Source organism: Silvanigrella paludirubra, from assembly GCF_009208775.1.
GTDB classification, from domain to species: Bacteria; Bdellovibrionota_B; Oligoflexia; order Silvanigrellales; family Silvanigrellaceae; genus Silvanigrella; species Silvanigrella paludirubra.
Genome location: NZ_WFLM01000001.1, coordinates 689,896 through 710,260, shown reverse-complemented (window position 1 = coordinate 710,260; position 20,365 = coordinate 689,896). Strand labels below are relative to the sequence as shown.

Below are 20,365 nucleotides of genomic sequence, written 5' to 3'. Positions count from 1 at the left end.
TATGAGAAAAAGTATTTGGACAATTAGAAAAAGACTTTGGACTCTATCATCAATCATGATAATATTAATTTTTTGTATTGGAATAATTCCTTTTCAACTGAATAAATTTTACAATGAAAAAATCAATAAGTTGTCTTCTGAAATTATACCAGCAATAAAAAATCTAACACTTGCTGATATGATGCATGATGGGATAAGAGCAAATATTTTTGGGATAATAATGGCATCAGAATCTAAAAATTATGAAAAACTAAAGGAATTATCTGAAGAAGAAAAAGAATTTAAATCTAATTTTTTAAATTATTTAAACTCACTAAATGGCTTGGTTTTAAATAAAAAAATACATGATGATTTAAGTTTAATTTTAACTGATGCTAAAATTTATACAGATCTTGCGGATAAAATTGCAAAAAATACTTTAGAGAAAAAAAATAGAGAAGCTCAAATTACAATTATAAAATTTAATGAAGTTTTTAAAAAACTTGAAAAATCTATTTCTGAAATTACTACTGAAGTTAATAATTTTTCAGAAATAAATATTAAAAATACAAATGATTATGGCAAAAATGCTTTATATTTTCTAATATTAATTTTGTCCTTATTTTTAATCGCGGCTATTTTGGTTTCTAAGTTTGCAATTAAAAAATTAAATAATAGTTTAAATAATTTAATTATAGGGCTAAATAGTCAATCAAATTCTATTCTTCAAAGAGCAAATAGTTCTCAAAAAAGTACAAAAGAACTTTCTGATATGACAATGAAACAAGCTGCCGCAATCCAAGAAACTGCAGCAAGTATGGAAGAAATGAGTTCAATGTTAACTCAAACAAGTAAACATTCAACTCATAATTTACGTATTTCTGAAGAAGGACAAATTAGCGCTCAGAAAGGAAGGGAATCTATTTCACAAATGCTTTCTGCTATGGATAGCATTCAAGCATCAAATATTAAATTAGAAGAAATTTCAAATTTAATCGTTAAAATTGCTAATAAAACTAAAATAATTAATGAAATTGTTTCTGAAACAAGATTGTTATCATTTAATGCATCAATTGAAGCTGCACGTGCAGGAGTTCATGGCAAGGGATTTGCGGTTGTTGCAGAAGAAGTAGGAAAATTAGCTTCCATGAGTGGTTCGGCTGCAAATGAAATAAGAGAATTGCTTGAGTCTTCTACTTCTGAAGTTGCTCATGTTGTCTCTGATATTAGAGAACGAATTGTGACAGGTAAAAATATTTTTAAAGTATGTGAAACTTCTTTTGATAATATGACAGAAATTCTTTTTAAAATTAACGAAGGTACAAAAATAATTGTTTCATCAACAGGAGAACAAGAAACAGGAATGAAGCAGACTACAATTGCTATGAGGCAAATAGATGAAGTAACTCAAAGAAATAATGCAATAGGAATTGCGCAAGCATCGGATAGTCAGTATTTAGCAAATGGAATAAAAAATATAAATGAAATTATTTCAAAACTAAGATATTTAATAGTAGGAAATGTCTCAAATAGTCAAAATATGATACCAACATCTGATTTTAAAAATGATACCAATCATAATCAAAAAGCAGGTCAAAATTATTATCCATTAAATTTACAAAAAGATTTTGAAGAAAAAGATAATAGCGATATAATATTAACAGATAACCTACCTAATAGAAACGATTCTAGATGGAAAGTATAAAATAAAATGGCAAAAAATGATGATATTTATATAAAAATTATTAAAGACATCCAAAATATTATACAAGTTGAATTAAATAATGAAAAAATACTTTTAGCTACCGAAAAAATTAAATTAAGAGTAAATATTTTAAATTTTATTAAAATTGAAGATTATTATGATTATTATTGTCAAAATAAGGATTTTGAAATAAAAAATTTAATTTCAATTTTGACAAATCATACCACAGAATTTTTTAGAGAGCCTGAGCATTTTGATTTTTTAGCAGATGAAATATTTCCTGAATTTATTAAAAATAATAAACCTATTCGGATTTGGTCCGCAGCAGCTTCAATTGGAAAAGAGGTCTATTCACTTGCTATTTGTTATTTAGAAGCATGTTATTCATTAGGTTTAAAATATGACTCCATTCCTCCTATTGAGATTTTAGGAACCGATTTAGATGCCATATCAATTGAAAAATGCGAAAATGGAATTTATTTGATTTCCGACATTGAAAAAGAAATGGGAAAAGTATTAATTCAAAAATATTTTGATTATGGAACAGATGAATTCAAAAAATTTGTTCGAATAAAAGATAGTGTACATAAATTATGCAAATTTAAAGTGCATAATTTATTATTAAATTCAGAAGATATTGGAAAATTTAATATAATTTTAATTCGAAATATTATCATTTATTATAAAAGAAAAGAAGTAAAAAATATAATTTTAAAATTAAAAAATAATTTAGAAAATAATGGTTATTTAATTTTAGGTCATTCAGAGTCTCTAAATGGAATTGATGTTCCTTTTACGCATTTAAAAAACTCTATTTATTCATTAAATTCAGAACCTAGCGAAGATTTAACAAGAGTATTTGTTATTGATGATACTTTGACAATAAGAGATTTTTTAAGGAAAAACTTAACAAAAAAAGAAGGTTTTTTAGTTGTTGGAGAAGCAGAAAATCCGATTGAAGCAATGGAAAAACTAAGTCAATTGGAACAGCAGCCTCATGCTATAATTTTAGATTTGAATATGCCTAAAATGAATGGAATCGAATATTTAGAACATTTAAAAAATAAACCTCATCCTCCAATTGTTATTATGAGTTCTGTCGGATTTGATGAGGCTGATAATGGAATAAAATGTCTTGAATTAGGCGCATTTGATTATATTGAAAAACCTAATGGTATACATTCAACTAAAGAAATTTTAAATATTAAAAACACAATTATGCAAGCAAGAAAATCGAGTAAGGATTATAATTTAAAAAATAGACAAGTTTCAAAAACAATATATTCAAATAATTTACCTAAAAAGATATCCAAACCTGATTTAATTGCAATTGGTTCTTCTACTGGTGGTGTTGAAGCTCTTCAAACTATTTTGTCACAACTTAATAAAAATTCCCCGCCTATTGTAATTGTGCAGCATATTCCTGAATATTTTTCATTGGCTTTGGCAAACAGATTAAATGAGTTATGTAATCTTAAAGTTTATGAAGGAAAAAACAAACAAATCCTTGAGCCCAATTGTGTTTATTTAGCTCCAGGAGGAAAACAAATGAGAATTATAGAAGAAAAAAATAATTTAATATTGGAAGTAAATGATTCAGAAAAAATGAATATGCATAAACCTTCTATTGATTACATGTTTTATTCTCTCGCAAATTTAAAGAATCAAGTTAATATTTGTGCTCTTATTTTAACTGGAATGGGAAATGATGGGGCTAATGGATTAAAAGAACTATATAATAAAAATGCTTTTACAATTGCCCAAGATGAAGATACTTGTGTTGTATTTGGAATGCCAAAAGAGGCAATTGCTCTTGGTGGAGTTCATCAGGTTGCAGCTTTAAATGAAATTCCAAATATTATAAAAAGAATTCTTTAATTTAGTTTATTTATGTTTACTTCATATGTTCTCTTAATAACTTGTACCTTGCTTCAAAAGCGTAAGTTAAATTTACAGGACTTAATTTATTAAACTGTTTAAACCATTCTTGCGAGTTAAAGTTACTTGGAAAATTAGGAATATTTTTAAAGATTTTTTTCTCTAAATGATATTTAAATCCGCCATGGGTAATTTCTCTTCCTGTTTTTGGATCAAACGTTAAAACGACGCATGTTACTTCATTGCAATCACATTCGGGATTTACACAATAAAGATCGTCAATGGCATAAATTTGTTTTTCATGAAAACGCTCAATGCTGCCCGAGTACGGAAATACGGCTTGAAAGGGAATAAGCGCTGATTTTTTTTGTCTTTTTGGAATACGTTCCTGCCATTGTTCATCTAAAAATTTATCTTCAAAACTTACAAAAGGCTGTCTTAAGTGGGGCAATAAATTTCCGCTTGCAAGCTTTTCTATGGATTGACTTAATTCAAGCTTTTCTGTTTCTGTTAATTTTAAAGAAATGCTTTCGCCTGTATTTATTGTTCCTGAACCCTCTTGATTTAAAGTGGTTTGAATTTCGCGCGAATCTTGAATTTCAATCACTTTTAAAGTTTTTAAATTCATGGATATAGTTAATCCTATGATTTTCGCTTTTTCAGTACTTTCTGTGTCAGCCAAATTTGCAAGCATTTTTGCACGAAATTGATTTTTAAAAGGGGTTAATTTTAAAACAAGGGAGGCACTATCTAAAATATTTTGAACATCTTCTTTTGATTCTACTTGTTTTGGAAAAATCATAACAATTTCAAGAGAAAAATATTGGCCATTCCAGTAAAGACGATTTGCTTCATTTGCAGAAACATTTAGTTGCATATAAAAAGGGTGTTGCATAGATTAAACTCCATAAAATAAAATACCTTTCCTTGTTGCAGTAACAAATTTGAATAGTTAGAGCAAGCCTTTCTAAATTAATGAAAATGAGTTATAAGTATTTGCTTTTGAATATGCAGTTATTCTCTCATAAATAAAGCAATTATTTTAGTTAAAGGAAAAAAAATGAAAAATACAGTTATTTCATCTGTTATAATTACAATTGGGGTTATTATATCAAGTTTTGTCTTAAGTAATTCAATTGAAAACTATAGAAATTTTAGTCGTTTTGTCGAGGTGAAAGGATTAGATGAAAAAATAGTAAAATCGAATTTAGCTTCTTGGCAGATCAATTTTACATTATCAAATGATGATTTAAAAAAAATATATTCTGATCTTTCATTTTCTCAAAATACAATAATAAAATTTTTATTAGATCAAGGTTTTTCAGAAAATGAAATTGAAAAACAAGCCATTTCAGTTCAAGATAATCATAACTCATATGATAACAAAAAAGGTCCTCGTTTTTTTGCTAACTCTGGAATTAATTTATCTACAAATAAAGTCGATCTTGTAAATTCAGTAGCTCAAAAAACAGGTGCCTTAGTTGAATCAGGTATTGTTATTAATTACAGTAATATAAGATATATGTTCACAGAATTAAACTCAATTAAAACAGAAATGTTAAATAAAGCTACGACAAATGCTAAAGATGCAGCTGAAACTTTTGCTAAAAATTCGAATAGTAGCATTGGAAAAATTAAAAAAGCATCACAAGGAACTATTTCTATCACAGCAGTCAACTCAAATCCAAATGATATGTACTCTGATGAAGCGAGTATTATGAAAAAAGTTAGAGTTGTTACCTCAATTGAATTTTTTATTAAATAGCATTATTCTAAAATAAAACTTCTCATTGACATTCCGCTATTTTGAAATTTTTCATAGATAAACCTTATTTTATCTTTTTCTTGCTGTAATCCAATGATATATAATAATGGTATATAGTGTTCTTCTGTTGGAACAGAAAGTTTAGCGCTTTTTCCAAATAATCTTCTATATTTTATTATAGTTTCATGATTTTTTTCGATTAACGCTTTTTTTATAGTATGATCAAATTCAATTGCCCAATCCGGTGATTCTGCATTTTTTTCATCGCTAAAAGCAAAGAAAGAATGAACAATATTTCCGCTACCGATTATCAAAACACCTTCTTCTCTTAAAGGTTTTAACAGTGAGCTTATTTCATAATGTTGTTGTAATTTAAAATCTAAATTTAGGCTTAATTGAACCACTGGAATATCATAATGTGGGAATAAATGAATTAATATACTCCAAGCCCCGTGATCAATTCCTCTTTTAGCATCTATTTTAGGATTGTATTTAGATAAAAGAGAGAATATTTTATTGGTTAATTCTATATTTCCATTAGGGTTATAATTTATTTTATATAGTTCTTCGGGAAAACCAGAAAAATCATAAATAGTTGAAAGTTTTTCAGCTCCACTTATATAAACGCCTTCTGTTCTCCAATGTGCAGAAATACATAATATTGATTTCACTAATGGCTTTAATTCGTTTCCAATGAATTGGAGTGTTTCTGTGTATTCATTTTGTAAAATAGCATTTAAAGGGCTTCCATGAGCTATAAATAAACAGGGTAATGTACTTTTATTTTTCATTTATTCTCCATTTTTATTTTTTATATAATATATATTTTAACATATTTATATAAAATAACGAATGAGTAAAATTTGGCATAAAAAAATATTATTTAATTAAAATTAAGATTCACTTGATTTCTGAATTTGTATTTCATAATTCTCAATTGCAAAAGGAATGATTCTTTTTAAATGGGGATTTTAATTTATGTATTTTGTGTATTTTAAAAAAATAATAGTTATTATGTTATTTATTTTTATATATCCAGTATATTCTCAGGTATTTAATTACAAGCCATCTGGGAATTCAGCGCTTCCTCCTGTCGATTCCATTCCCGAATCAAATAAAGGTGTCACAATACAAGAGCATTTAGGTAACAAAATTGATATGAATTTATCTTTTACCGATCAATTTGGTAAAATAAAATCTTTAAAAGAATTAACAAAAGATGGAAAACCTATATTATTAACCTTAAATTATTATCGCTGCGTTAGTCTTTGTAGTGTCCAACTTATTAATGTTGCAAAAACGATAAAAGAACTCGGATGGCCTATTGGGAAAGATTTTTCTATTGCTACCATTAGTTTTGATCCGACTGATAAACCAGAAGATGCCAAAAAAAAACACGACGAATATTTATCTTTAGCAGGTCAACCTGAAGGAGAATGGAATTTTTTTGTTGGTAACCAAGAAAGTATTGATAAAATAACAAAACAAGTTGGATTTTATTATAAATATCTTCCACAAAATAATGAATATTCTCATACGGCAGCCATTTTTTTTATAGCCCCAGATGGGACGATTACAAGATATATTTATGGAATTTCTTATAAAGTGAATGATGTTAAGTTTTCACTTATGGATGCTTCTCAAGGAAAGCTTGGTTCTACAACAGATAGATTTTTATTATTTTGTTGTTATTATGATCCTAACGCAGGCGCATATACAGGTCTAGCAATGGGGATAATGAGAACAGTCGGAATTGCAATGATGTCTTTTCTAGGAATTTTAGTTTATTTTTATTATAATAAAAGGAAGAAGCTTTATAAATAAATTTTTCAAATAAAGGGTTCCTTTCTATGATTCAAATTCGTAAAAATTCTGAGAGAGGTACTGCTGATTATGGATGGTTGCATGCAAAATATTCTTTTTCATTTGGAGAATATTATGATCCCAAATTTATGGGCTTTCGTAAGTTGCGCGTTATAAATGAAGATAAAGTAGAACCTGGTCAGGGTTTTCCAACTCACGGCCATAAAAATATGGAAATTATAACTTATATTTTATCGGGAAGTCTTGAACATAAAGACAGTTTAGGAACAGGCTCTGTCATTTACCCTGGTGAAGTTCAGTTAATGAGCGCTGGTAATGGAATAAGGCATAGTGAATATAATCATTCAAACACAGAACTTGTTCATTTATTGCAAATTTGGATAGAACCAAATGTGAATAACGAAGATCCATTTTACCAACAACACGATTTTAAAAATATAAATGAAAAATTTATTTTATTGGTTTCTCCAAATGGTGAAAGAAATTCTTTAAAAATAAAACAAGATATTAAATTATACCAAGGTAGATTAGGAATAAATGAAAATTTAAAATATAAAGTAGAGAATGAAAGACATGCTTGGATTCAAATTGCACATGGTGAAATGATCTTAGATGAACAAATTCATTTGGAGCAAGGGGATGGGGTTGCTATTTCAGATGGAGATATTTTAAATTTTTCTTCAAATAATTCTCAATGTCAATTTTTACTATTTGATTTGCCTTAATTAAATAATATTTAAATATTCGTCGATCTTTTCTATAAAATGATCAATATCTTCTTCGTTAATTACAAATGAGGGTAATAATCTTACTGAATTTTCGCCACATGTATGTATTAAAATACTATTTTTTTGAAGATGTTCAACAATATATTGATTTTTAAAATTAAAATCAATTGCAATCATTAATCCTGTTGCTCTTATTTCTAATATTGAATTAGGATAATTTTTTTTAAGTAAAGTTAATTTTTCTTTAAAATAAATTCCAAGTTCTTTAACTCTATTTAATATATTTTCATTTAAAATAATATTTAATGTTGCTAAAGCTGCTGCGCATGAAACAGGATTACCACCAAATGTAGTTCCATGATCCCCAGGTAAAAATGCATTAGCTACTTTTTGAGTTGCGCAAACCACCCCTAAAGGCAAGCCAGACGCAATCCCTTTTGCTAATGTAATGATATCTGGTTTTACATTAAAATATTGATAGGCAAATAAAAATCCAGTTCTTCCAAGTCCACATTGTATTTCATCAAAAATAAGTAGAACATCTTTTTCGGTGCAAATTTGACGAATTTTACTGAGAAAGCCCTCAGGAGGTTGGTTTATTCCTCCTTCTCCTTGAATTGGTTCAAGAATAACAGCCGCAACAGTGTCATCAATAGCGTTACAAAAAGCTTCTATGTTGTCCCAGGATTCATATTTAAAACCATAAGGTAACGGAGAAAATCCTTCATGTATTTTTGGTTTTGCTGTTGCAGCTAAAGCGCCTAATGTTCTTCCATGAAAAGAATGATGTGCGCTTAAAATTACATTTTTATGTTCTTTTCCTAAACGCCATTGATATTTTCTTGCTAATTTAATTGCACACTCATTTGCTTCTGTTCCTGAATTGCAAAAAAATAAGGAATCAAGTCCCCCATTATCAATTAAACATTTTGCAAGCTCAATGTTTGGTGGAGAATAAAATAAATTTGAAGTATGCAAAATTAAATCTACTTGCTCTTTTATTGCTTTAATTACCTTAGGATGATTATGTCCTAATAAAGTGCAAGAGATTCCACTTAAAAAGTCTAAATACTTATTTTCTTCAACATCCCATACAAATTGTCCACTTCCTTTTATTAAAGTAATAGGATATCTGTTATATGTATTCATAATATATATTTTTTCTTGTTCTATATAATACTTATTTGTATGCATAAAATTTCTTCTATTATAGTTTAAATTATTTTTGTACCAATAGATTTATTAAATATTAAAGATTCAAGGATATTATTTTTTATTTTTCCATTTATGATTTGACAATTCATTTTCTTTTTATTGATTATTAAAGAGCATGCTTCTAATTTAGGAAGCATGCCATTTGTAAATTTATTATCATCTACTCCTTTTTTTATCTGATTTAATGAAATCTCATTGTATAATGAATTTTTATTGCTAAAATCATCATAAATGCCGTCTATATCACTTAAAATTAAAAATTTATCTGCAGATGTAGCCAAAGCAATTTCTGCTGCCATAATATCTGCATTAATATTGTATGTATTTCCTTGTTTATCTGTCGCTAAACTAGAAATCACAGGTAAATAATTCCCATTTAATAAATGTTCAATAAGATTTAAATTGACATGTGTAATGTTTCCTACATATCCGAGTTTTTCATCTCTAATATTTGCTTCTATTGTATTTGAATCTTGACCGCTCATTCCAACTGAATTTACATTATATTTATTAAAGCAAGAAATTATGTTTCTATTTGTTTTTCCATGTAAAGATAGTTGCACTATTTCCATTGTTTCTTTATCAGTTATTCTTTGTCCATTCAAAAATTTTGGAGAAATATGAAATTTTTTACTAATATCATTGATTTCATTTCCTCCACCATGGATTAAAATAATTTTAATCCCAAGATGATACATTTGTGAAATTTCTTTAATAATTTGATCTAAATAAATTTTATTGCTTAATAAAGAGCCACCACATTTAATAACAAAAATATTTCCTTTTAGATCTTTTGATTTAATAATTATATTTTTTTCGTAAGCTGAAGGATATGTATTCATAATTAAGTCCTGTAAGAAGCATTTATATTTACATATTCATTTGTTAAATCACAGCCCCATGCAACAGCCTCTCCGTCACCTAATCCTAAATTAACATAAATATTTACAGTCTTGTTTTTAAGTAAATTTTTAGCTTCTATTTCATCAAATTGGATGGCAGTTCCTTCAAGAAATAAATTCAATTTTTCTAAAGAAACGCTTAATTTATTTAAATCAAGATCAATTCCTGAGTAGCCTAATGCATTTACAATTCTTCCCCAATTTGCATCTTCTCCATGTACTGCAGATTTTATTAAAGGGGATCCGCATATCGTTCGTGCAGCAATTTTTGCTTGCTCTTTATTTTTGGCATTTGTTACTTTTACTTCAATTAACTTTGTTGCACCTTCGCCGTCTTTTGCAATTTCTATGGATAAAAATTGGCAAACATACTTTAAACCTTGATAAAATATTTTCCAGTCTGGGTCTTTTATTGAATTAATTTCAGGATTATTTGCGAGACCATTGGCTAATAATAAAACCATATCATTTGTTGATGTTTCTCCATCAACGGTAATCATATTAAAGGTATCTTCATTTACTTTTTGAAGAGTATATTGAAGAATTTCTTGGCTTATAGAAATGTCAGTGGTTATGAATCCAAGCATAGTAGCCATATTGGGATGAATCATACCTGAGCCTTTTGCCATACCTCCTATCGTAATATTTTTTCCACAAATTTTGAGATTAATTGCTATACTTTTAGAGTAGGTATCAGTTGTCATAATTGCTTGGCTGGCGGCTTGGCTATTTTTTGTTAATTTATGAGTTATTTGATCGATTCCTGATAATATTTTATCAATTGGTAAGGTAACACCAATTACGCCTGTACTTGCTACTGCTACATTCAATGGGTCTATTTTTAATTTAAATGCTGTTTTATTTGCCATTTGATGAGCATGAAGAATACCTAATTCACCAGTACAGGAATTAGCATTACCACTATTAATTATTATTGCTTGAATATTTCCCTTTTTAGATTTATCTTGAGAAACAATTACTGGAGCTGCTTTTGCTTTATTTAAAGTAAAAACACCTGCTGAAACACATGGAAAATCGCTATAAATTAATCCTAAGTCTAATTTATTTGGATTTTTTCTTACACCTGCATAAACTCCATTTGCTAAAAATCCTTGTGGTGCGCAAACTCCACCATCAATAATATTATACATATTACTCTCCTGTTATGGATAATTTGTAATAAAATGAAGCCCCAAGTCTTCTTCCAAATGAAACATTAAGTTCATATTTTGAATAGCTTGTCCAACAGCACCTTTGATTAAATTATCAATGACACTGATAACAATTAATTTATTTGTTCTTGGATCGATTTGAAATCCAATATCACAATAATTTGTTCCTTTAACATTCTTAATTTGAGGTAAGATATTGTCTTTATATATTCTAATAAAAGAGGAGTTTTCATAAAAATTTATATAGGATTCATAAATATTTTTTTCTGTAACATTATCTTTTAAATGAAAATAAGAAGTTATATGCATTCCTCTAGTTACAGGTATTAAATGTGGAGTAAATTGAATTTTAATATTTTTTAAAGTAAATTTGTTAAGCTGTTCCTCAATTTCAGGAATATGCCTATGCTTTCCCGCAATTTGATAAGCGTTTATATTTTCATTAATTTCACAAAAATGTGAATTTAGTTGAAGAGATCTTCCTGCTCCAGAAACACCTGATTTTGCATCAAAAACAAAATGTTCCATTTCGATTAAATTAAATTTGAGAAGAGGAATTGTTGCTAATAGAATTGCAGTAGGATAACATCCAGGGTTTGCTACAAAATTTATATGATTATAATTTATTTTATTTGTGATTTCTGGTAAACCATAAAGAGTATTTTTTAATAATTCTTGTTGCGTGTGTTTTTTATGGTACCATTCATAAAAATGATTCGTATTTTTAATTCTAAAGTCAGCACTGAGATCTATTATTTTTTTATTTTGATTTATGAAAAAAGAGGCTAAATTTAATGCATGGCCGTGGGGTAGGGCTAAAAAAATAATATCACAGTCATCTTCAAAATTTTCTTTTGAAAATTCGCAAAAATTTAAATTTAGATTATTTTTTAAGTGTGGATAAATTTCATCTGCTTTATTTTCTTTATAAGATTCTGAATATAATTTTGAAATAGAAACCATTGGATGATTTTTTAATATCCTGATCAATTCAATTCCTGTATATCCAGTTGCACCTATAATACTTGCCTTTATCATTTACCCACCAATAATATTTTTATGAATAAAAAAAATGAAAATTTAAAAAATCTTACTTTATAATTTATTATTTTCTCTCATGTTTTCTATTGAATGAAAATTTTTTAAGCTATTTTCTTTCATGATTGAATTTATTTTTATAGGTAATCCATAAATTTGAATAAATCCTTGTGCATCAAATTGATCGTAAACATCATCTTTTTCAAATGTTGAAAAATCTTTATGATATAAACTAGAAGGAGATTGAGCACCTGAGAACAAACAATGTCCTTTAAATAATTTTAGTTTTACATCACCCGTCAAATTTTTTTGTGTTTCATCTATAAAGGCATCTAGTGCTTCTTTTAATGGAGTATACCAAAGTCCATTATAAACTAAATTTGCATAATCTTGTGCTATTCTTTGTTTCATATGCAGAACATCTTTATCTAAACAAATGCTTTCTAAATATTGATGTGCTTTATATAAAACAGTTCCGCCAGGAGTTTCATAAACGCCTCTCGATTTCATTCCAATTAAACGGTTCTCAATAATATCTATAATTCCAATGCCATGTTTTCCAGAAATTTCGTTTAATTTAGAAAGTAACTCAACAGGAGAATATTCGATTTGATTTAATGCTACAGGTATTCCTTGAAAAAATTGAATTGAAATAAAATCGGCGTGATTTGGTGTTTTATCTAATGTATTTGTCATTTGATAAAATTCAGAATTATGTTCATTTTCAGTTGACTCAAGATCGCCGCCTTCATGAGAAACGTACCAAATATTTCTATCATTGGAGTAGGGTGATTTTTTTGTTGCTTGGATAGGAATATTTTTAGAATGAGCATAATCAATTGCTTCACTTCTAGATGTAATATTCCAAGTTCTCCAAGGAGCAATGATTTTAAATTTAGAAGAAAATGACTTTATGGCAAGCTCAAAGCGGACTTGATCATTCCCTTTTCCAGTTGCTCCATGGCATATTGCTGTCGCATTTTCTTTAATAGCAATATCTACCAATTTTTTAGCAATCAAAGGTCTTGATAAAGTACCTAATAAATACTCGCCTTCATATTTAGCTCCAGACTTTAGCAGTTTCCAGAGAAAGTCGGTAACAAACTGGTTTTTTACATCTTCTACATAAGCTTTAGAAGCTCCGCTTTTTATGGCTTTTTCTTTGATGTCTTTTAATTCTTTTTCACCTTGTCCTAAGTCACAAGTTACAGCAATGATTTCGCAATCATAATTTTCCTTAAGCCAAGGTATCATAATGGAAGTGTCCAAGCCGCCAGAATAGCCCAGAATGATTTTTTCTTTCATATATATATTCCTGTAATATTAATAATTTATTCTTTGAAGTTTGTAGTTTTTATTGGCGACGTCGCATGGAGGATCTCCAAAAAGAGATGATTTTATAAAAGAACCAAAATGAATATTTATCCATTTTGGTTGAATAAATATTCATTACTAGTAAATTTAAAACTTAGCAAGTTAAAAATGCATAAAAATAGAAATTATGAAAAATTTTGATTTTAAAATGAGGTTCTGAAAGAGGATTTGTTGCTTTATTATAAAATATTTAGAATGTTACCTGATAAAGCGACAAATCAATTGATTTCTAATTCTATAATTTCGCCATTTTTCAATTCATCTAAATTTATTTTTATATCCTCATTTTTCATTAAAATACGAGAGTTCAGTTCAAAATTCATATTAATAAAATGATCTTTATTTATTAAATAATCTTTATAATAGAGAATAGAATACAGAGAAGTATTTTCAGGATCTTTTAACTGAATAAGAACATCATTTTCAAATTTAGACATTTTAATGATTCTTTTTTCTTTTTTCAAATTTTCAGATAAAAAGTTAACAGCTTCAACAGAATAATTTAATGTATTTGTATCTATAAAATAATAATTATTTTCATGTATACTATCATGAATATCCATTTTTTGGGTGTCTGTAATAAATAAATGATAATCTTTATTGCTTTGAACAATGGAGTTATAGATAGCTTCCATATCTTTTGCACTAATTGTTAGAAAATCTCCTATTTGAATTTGAATATGTCTATAATCTTCAGATTCAAAATATTTTTTAATAAATATTTTGTAATATTTATTTCTATCATCTTTAAGTTCAATAAGTAAACTATTTGAATATTGCTCATCATTTGTTATTTTATGGAATTTAACTTTATTTATTTCTTTATTTAAATCATTAATAATAAGATTGTCTAATTTTTTATTTACATCATAGTTATCAATGGAAACATGAAATTCGTCTTCAAAACTTTCATGCTTTTCAAAGTTTAATATATAATTATCATGTCCTGTTCCACCAATTAATTCAGTATTTTGGTAATATCCAAATAAATTTCTTAAAGATTCTGCTAGATGAGTGTCAGAGTAATCTTTTGGAATATTTGAACTCATTTCTATTGATAAGGAATCATTACCATGAAAACCATTTATTTTGTCAAATCCTCCATTTCCAAAAATAAAATTATTGCTCGCATTGCCATGAATGATTTCATTTTCTCTACTTCCTATTACATTATTATAGGAACTTAATAAAGTATCTTGTTCTGGAGATTGGTCTAAATTAATATTTTTATTAATTTTAAAATTTATGGTATCAATTTTATATTCTGAATATTTAGAATCATAAAGTTCTCCATTCATTCCAGAATATCGGTTACCTTGTAAATCCATAATCATGATATGTTGATAATTTTCATTTAAAAAATAGTTTTTCAAAATAGCAACAGATACATATTCATTTTCATGATAAAATCCTAATTGTAAGTCATTTCCAATTTTACTTGAAACAAGATCTTTAATATCTGTAGTAATAATATCTGTTTTTCTATTTGCAGAATCATCAAAATTGTTTATTATTTTATATCCATAATATACATTATTTAACTTTTGATTTATTAAATTTAAATATTTTTCAGAATCTGAAAGGCCATTTGTTAAATTTTCTAAAGAAACTTTAACATTATTTATTTTATTAAACTTTGAATTTTTTTCATTATTATAATATTTGACTTGTGATTTAATAAATTCGTCTTTAGCATACTGAGAGCTCATCACTAAATGATACTCATTATAATTTCGATAGTTTTGAATAATTTCTTCAGAAATTAAATTTGACTTTCGGAATTCTTCTATGCTTTTACATAATTTTTCAATCTCTGGAACATCATTTTTAATAATATCTTGAAATTGGTCAAGATAATTACGAATAAGTTTTAATTGGTTTACTTCTTCATTAACATTTACAGTTTTATTACTATACTGAAATACAGTCTTAAGTTGATTAATATTTTCAGAAATAATTTTTCCTTTATTTAATAATTCTATTGCCATTTTCTTTATATCGTTTGTATCTTCTTTTGTCGTTTTTAATTGTTCTTCTAAAATATTCATATAGTAGTGGTAACTTGATGCACATCCTTGGACAGAAACATATAAATTGTCTACTTTATTTTTAACATCATTTAATTTGTTTTTTAATTCCGCAATTTTTTGATCCATATTTGATAAATCGGATGAAATAAATTCGGAAATTTTTTTGTCTTTATCTAAATTATTATTACTTATATCTTTTTTAAATATAATGTAATTGTCAGAGTCTTCACCACCAATCAAATGATCAAAACCAATGCCAGGAAGAATGGTATCTTCTCCATTACCACCTTCTATTTTGTCATCTCCTCCATTTCCGGAGATAAAATTATTTAAAGCATTACCAATGATATGATCATTATTGTTACTTCCAAATACATTTTCAATATTTTTAAATAAAGGGAGATCTTTTGACTTTTGATTGATATCTAAAGAAATGGTTAGATTTTTATCTTTTATTCCTTCAAAACTGATTGTGTCTATTCCCAACCCACCATCAACATAGCCTTTATCTTCTTTTATTGTTTGCAAAGTGTCATAAAATTCAAATATATCTTCTTTATCTCCTCCTAATAAATGAACCATATATGTTGCGGAATGAATGTTAAATAAATTTACTTTATCTGTTTCGCCAGAAACCGTATGTATCATATTTCCATGTTTACCTTGGTCACCAAATCCGAGTAAATATAAATTTGCTTTTTTTGTATCTGGTATTTTAGAAAGTTTATCTTGTTGCTCAGTCGTAAGATTATGTTTTTTTTCAATCATTGTTACGTTATTTGATACATTTGGACAAGGAACAGTATTATTATGATACTCAATACGAGCTTGAGAATAGGATTGTCCTTTAGGTGCAGAAGGAACACCTGTTTGTTTTTTTGCTAATAAAGATTGGTTTTCTGATAAAGCAGCTAAGTGTGTCTTCAACATACTTTGATTGAGATCATTATTTCTTTCAAAATGGGAATTATTGGTCAGACAAGAGTGACTTTCTTTATCAATTTTTTTGCCAGGTGTTTTATGAGTTACACAAACTCCATAAGCACAACCTTGTTCTAATTTTTCAAAAGTATAAGGGATATAAAGATCTATTTTAGGATAAACAATTTTATTAAAATAAAATTTTGTTTTTTCTGCAGGTTTTCCAATATTATTAAAAAATTCGTTATTTTTTTCATTTAATATATTAGGTATTATTTCATCATTTAATTTATTAGATTCAATTCTTGTTATATAGGCTGGATCATCAAATTTTTCATATTGACCAAAAAAATTTAAAATTGATTTTAAGGCAATGTCTTCTTCTTTAAATCCTAATTTTCGTAATTCTTGTGAAGTTCTTACAGCATTATATGTTCCTTGCGAAAACATAATTGTATAACCAATAGCAGCACCTATTGGGCCTGATTTAGCAGATAAGGGAAGAAGAATCGCTGTCCCAATTGAAGTTGCTGCTCGAGCTGTTGTAAAGCTTGCATTTACAAGATAATCGAGTTTCTGTTCCTGATCTTTTGCATTTTCAGCAGACTTGAATAAATCAGCAGCTTGCCAAATGTCCAAACCAGCAGAAGCAAAATTGATTCCAATTTGAGCTTTATTCATATTACTAAACGCTGTTGCGTGTTTTTGCCAAAATGAATTTCCTTTTGAAAACTTAACTAAATCTAAGACTAAATCAGCATTATTCAAACCAAAATTTGCGCTTTCTCGAACTCCATCTAAAATCATATCATTTTCAAAAGCATATTTGATATTTTGAAGAGTTTTAGGAGTATTTAAGAGATTCATAAAAATATTGTATTTATTGGTTACACTTGTAAACTTTTCAATTCCATTAAACGAATATTTTGCTACTCTCTTATAATTAGATAATGATTCTATTTTTTCATTTGATTTATTTGAATCCAGAGAGCTCGAAGAACTCAGTTTATTTAAATCGCTTTCTGATTGGTATGAATTAGAATTAATGGACGAGTTTGAATTATTTATTTTTAATTGAACCGAATTTTCGGAGTTTCTTCTTGACGGATGAAGTTTATAATACTGATCTTTTATTTTAAATAAAATGTCATTAAACTCACCAAGTTCTTGGGTTTTTTTGCTTAATATGTTTTTAAATGTTCCATTAAAGCGATTTAGCTTTTTGAGATTATCTGGTTGAATTAGATCGACTATATTCGAGGTATTAATTGTTAAAAATTCATTATTGCTCTTGCGTATTATAAAAATTTTATCTGCATCATTGGCATATTCATATAAACCTAATCTACTTTTTGATAATTCATTTCCTTTATCATCTATTTTTATAATGCTTTTTCTCACTGAAATAATATCAATTGATATGCCAACTTGATCGAGTTGTTTCATTAACTCTTGTGTAAATTGGACGATATTTGTAGTATCACTGGAATCGCTACTTGGGTTACAACTTATGATATCAATATAATCTATTAATTGATTTTTATTTGTTTCAGTAAAATCTAGTAATTTTGTAGCAACTTCTTCTGCTGTTAAATTACCAATTTTGATCGTTTCACCTTCTTTTTCTGCATGCCCAACCAAATATAAATTTACTTTTTCAAATTCTTTATCATCTTTATTTTGTACAGTTAAGTCATTTATATTAATTAAAGATGTTTTTTTATTCTCTGCTTCTTTTTTCTTATGAATAAGTTCTGCAGCATTCTTAATATTTTCTTCCTGGCCTAAGGGAAGGATTACTCTACGTTGACCAAACATATCATTGTCACGTGATTTTGATCTTGTTGCCCAAGAAGAATTAACATCTTCTTCTGTAGCATTGGTAAACTTATTATTTTTTACCAAAAATTGTGTTGTCGTATCAACAATTTTATTTTTTGAAAATATACCTCTAGGACTTACAAACTCAGGATAGAGATCTTCATAGACTTGTTTCATAACTCCAGGGCCTGAAGTTTTTACTGTAATTCGGTAATCAGGAAGTAAGGTATCTTTTCTGTAACCTTGGATATAATAATCAATATCAGCTTCTGAAAACTTTGTCGGTGCTTTATAATTTTTTTTGTCAGTAACTAAATTATAGTTTTTATCAAATGTATAATAAAATTTAGGATTATTTATTTCAAATGCATTTAGTTTTCCATAGTTTTGAATGATTTTATCTTTTACTTTTTCAATCCAGTCTGAATTTTCTATTTTTGGATGGGAAGCAATAACACTATTAGAATCTTCAGCAGCTTTTAATTCACCTTGTCTAATATTTACATCACCTAATTTCGTAAAAATATCTTCAATATTTTTAAGCTCTTTTAATTTATTTAGCTCTCTTCGAAAGGTTGATTTATGCTCAGAACGTGATAATGTATTTAAATTTCCATCATAATCAAATGACTTGAGGATACTATTTTTAAATTTATGATCCACTTTTCTAGAAGGTGATAAAAATTTAAATTGGTTAAATATTTGTTCACAAAAAGCTACAGATAGACTTCTAAAACGATTTGCGTAAGACTTCCCACCTAACAATTTATCATAGTAATCAACAAAGTGATTTAGTGGTTTAATAGCGGGTAAAACGTCTATATCTGCATAGACACCACCAAATTTTCTTAAGAGCTCAACACGAACACTATCACCCGCTGCAGCAAAATTTCCCCTTAACAACATTTCTTGGTCATAAATATCTTTAAGAGCCCATGTTTTTTTTATTTCTTTAAAATCCTGAAACTTAATGTTACTAAATTCTTTGCTAAATTTTTCATTTTCTTGATAAAATAAATTTACCTTTTTTGTAACTTCATCTGTATTAATTGTATTTTTTTGATATAAGGTTTGTTCTAGATATTTTAAACGTTCAATATCTAATGCATTATTTATTCTACTATCTTTTACTTTATTTAATTTTTCAAATAAATCATTTTGTAAGCTTACAAATTTATTTGCAAATATAGATTGATAATTATCTGCATTTTTATGCTCAGCTAAGGAATAATTTAAATATTCTTTAATTTTTTTATTACTCTCATGAACAGTTAAGTGATCGGAGTCATACCAAATATGAATACGATAGTCAGGGTTTAATTTTGCCCAAATACGAATATAGTCTCTTTGTGGCTCGCCCATTGGTCCACCAAGCCAAACAAAGTGCAATATCTTTGGAACTGAGACTGCGGTTTTCTCATAATATTTTTGGATATTATCTAAAATATTATTATATTTTTTTGTGTATTCTTGATTTTCTTCAATAAAATTAGGTTCAGGTAATACTTTTGCTAGCTCGAGTGCTAAATTGTATTTATTTTCATCTGTTGCCGTATCATTTGGATTAGAGAATTTTTGAATTACTTCTTTTATTTTATCTATTTCACTTAAATTTTTTTCTTCTAATAATTTTTGAAAACTTGTCATAAAGTATTTTGAAAATATATCTACGCTTAGGTTCTGATTTTTTTCATATAATGCATAATTTTGGTCTAAATTTTTTTCTTCATTATTTTTTGATATTTCTGGTTGATTTGACTTTCCACAACCGACAATGGCAAGCAGAATTGCTGATGAAAAAGTGAGGTTATGAATGAGTTTTTTCTTAAATTGCAAGTGAATTCTCCTGTTTATGAAATTTAATTTTTTGATTGAATTTATTTTAAAGGCGAGTGAAAGCCTTATTTTTTTGTTGTATTATTTTTTTATTATAAATTGTCAATCTATTTTTATAAAAATTATAAAAAAAAATAAATAATATAAAAATTATAGCAATTTAAAGTAACATTATGT

Annotated in this window: 13 protein-coding genes; 5 read left to right on the top strand and 8 right to left on the bottom strand. The window is 27.2% G+C overall.

Annotation, left to right across the window (positions count from 1 at the left end):
- Position 1: 1 nt before the first annotated feature.
- Together GCL60_RS03205 and cheB are read left to right on the top strand one after the other, a co-directional pair.
- Positions 2 to 1,684, top strand: a complete 1,683-nt coding sequence (locus tag GCL60_RS03205) for a methyl-accepting chemotaxis protein (RefSeq protein WP_153418421.1) — start codon at positions 2 to 4, stop codon at positions 1,682 to 1,684.
- 6 nt (positions 1,685 to 1,690) lie between these two features.
- Entirely contained in the window at positions 1,691 to 3,562 is a 1,872-nt protein-coding gene (gene cheB / locus GCL60_RS03200; RefSeq protein WP_153418420.1) for a chemotaxis-specific protein-glutamate methyltransferase CheB, read from the top strand.
- 16 nt (positions 3,563 to 3,578) lie between these two features.
- Here cheB and GCL60_RS03195 read toward each other — a convergent pair whose 3' ends face one another.
- On the bottom strand, positions 3,579 to 4,457 hold the full coding sequence (locus GCL60_RS03195) for a hypothetical protein (RefSeq protein WP_153418419.1): 879 nt from the start codon (positions 4,455 to 4,457) through the stop codon (positions 3,579 to 3,581).
- Positions 4,458 to 4,622: 165 nt separating this feature from the next.
- Here GCL60_RS03195 and GCL60_RS03190 point away from each other — a divergent pair, with 165 nt between their 5' ends.
- The gene (locus GCL60_RS03190; protein ID WP_153418418.1) at positions 4,623 to 5,327 is read left to right on the top strand and encodes an SIMPL domain-containing protein; all 705 of its coding nucleotides are present in this window, start codon (positions 4,623 to 4,625) and stop codon (positions 5,325 to 5,327) included.
- 2 nt (positions 5,328 to 5,329) lie between these two features.
- Here GCL60_RS03190 and GCL60_RS03185 read toward each other — a convergent pair whose 3' ends face one another.
- Positions 5,330 to 6,118, bottom strand: a complete 789-nt coding sequence (locus tag GCL60_RS03185; protein ID WP_153418417.1) for a dioxygenase family protein — start codon at positions 6,116 to 6,118, stop codon at positions 5,330 to 5,332.
- Between the two features lie 187 nt (positions 6,119 to 6,305).
- Between GCL60_RS03185 and GCL60_RS03180 the strand changes: the two genes are divergently transcribed.
- Together GCL60_RS03180 and GCL60_RS03175 are read left to right on the top strand one after the other, a co-directional pair.
- Positions 6,306 to 7,151 (top strand): SCO family protein, encoded by an 846-nt coding sequence (locus GCL60_RS03180; RefSeq protein ID WP_153418416.1) that lies wholly within the window; start codon positions 6,306 to 6,308, stop codon positions 7,149 to 7,151.
- Between the two features lie 26 nt (positions 7,152 to 7,177).
- Positions 7,178 to 7,876 carry a pirin family protein gene (locus tag GCL60_RS03175; RefSeq protein ID WP_153418415.1) on the top strand — a complete coding sequence of 233 codons (699 nt, stop codon included), beginning with the start codon at positions 7,178 to 7,180 and terminating at the stop codon, positions 7,874 to 7,876.
- Here the strand turns inward: GCL60_RS03175 and GCL60_RS03170 are convergent, their stop codons facing one another.
- The 6 genes from GCL60_RS03170 to GCL60_RS03145 form a co-directional block, all read right to left on the bottom strand.
- Positions 7,877 to 9,073 carry an aspartate aminotransferase family protein gene (locus GCL60_RS03170; protein ID WP_153418414.1) on the bottom strand — a complete coding sequence of 399 codons (1,197 nt, stop codon included), beginning with the start codon at positions 9,071 to 9,073 and terminating at the stop codon, positions 7,877 to 7,879.
- A 20-nt stretch (positions 9,074 to 9,093) separates the two neighbouring features.
- The gene (gene argB / locus GCL60_RS03165; protein WP_153418413.1) at positions 9,094 to 9,936 is read right to left on the bottom strand and encodes an acetylglutamate kinase; all 843 of its coding nucleotides are present in this window, start codon (positions 9,934 to 9,936) and stop codon (positions 9,094 to 9,096) included.
- 2 nt (positions 9,937 to 9,938) lie between these two features.
- Entirely contained in the window at positions 9,939 to 11,147 is a 1,209-nt protein-coding gene (gene argJ / locus GCL60_RS03160) for a bifunctional glutamate N-acetyltransferase/amino-acid acetyltransferase ArgJ (protein WP_153418412.1), read from the bottom strand.
- Between the two features lie 12 nt (positions 11,148 to 11,159).
- The gene (gene argC, locus GCL60_RS03155; RefSeq protein WP_153418411.1) at positions 11,160 to 12,206 is read right to left on the bottom strand and encodes an N-acetyl-gamma-glutamyl-phosphate reductase; all 1,047 of its coding nucleotides are present in this window, start codon (positions 12,204 to 12,206) and stop codon (positions 11,160 to 11,162) included.
- Positions 12,207 to 12,263: 57 nt separating this feature from the next.
- Complete coding sequence (locus GCL60_RS03150; RefSeq protein WP_153418410.1) at positions 12,264 to 13,511, bottom strand: argininosuccinate synthase; 1,248 nt, start codon at positions 13,509 to 13,511, stop codon at positions 12,264 to 12,266.
- A gap of 287 nt (positions 13,512 to 13,798) precedes the next feature.
- On the bottom strand, positions 13,799 to 20,188 hold the full coding sequence (locus GCL60_RS03145) for a TcdA/TcdB catalytic glycosyltransferase domain-containing protein (RefSeq protein WP_153418409.1): 6,390 nt from the start codon (positions 20,186 to 20,188) through the stop codon (positions 13,799 to 13,801).
- Positions 20,189 to 20,365 lie beyond the last annotated feature (177 nt).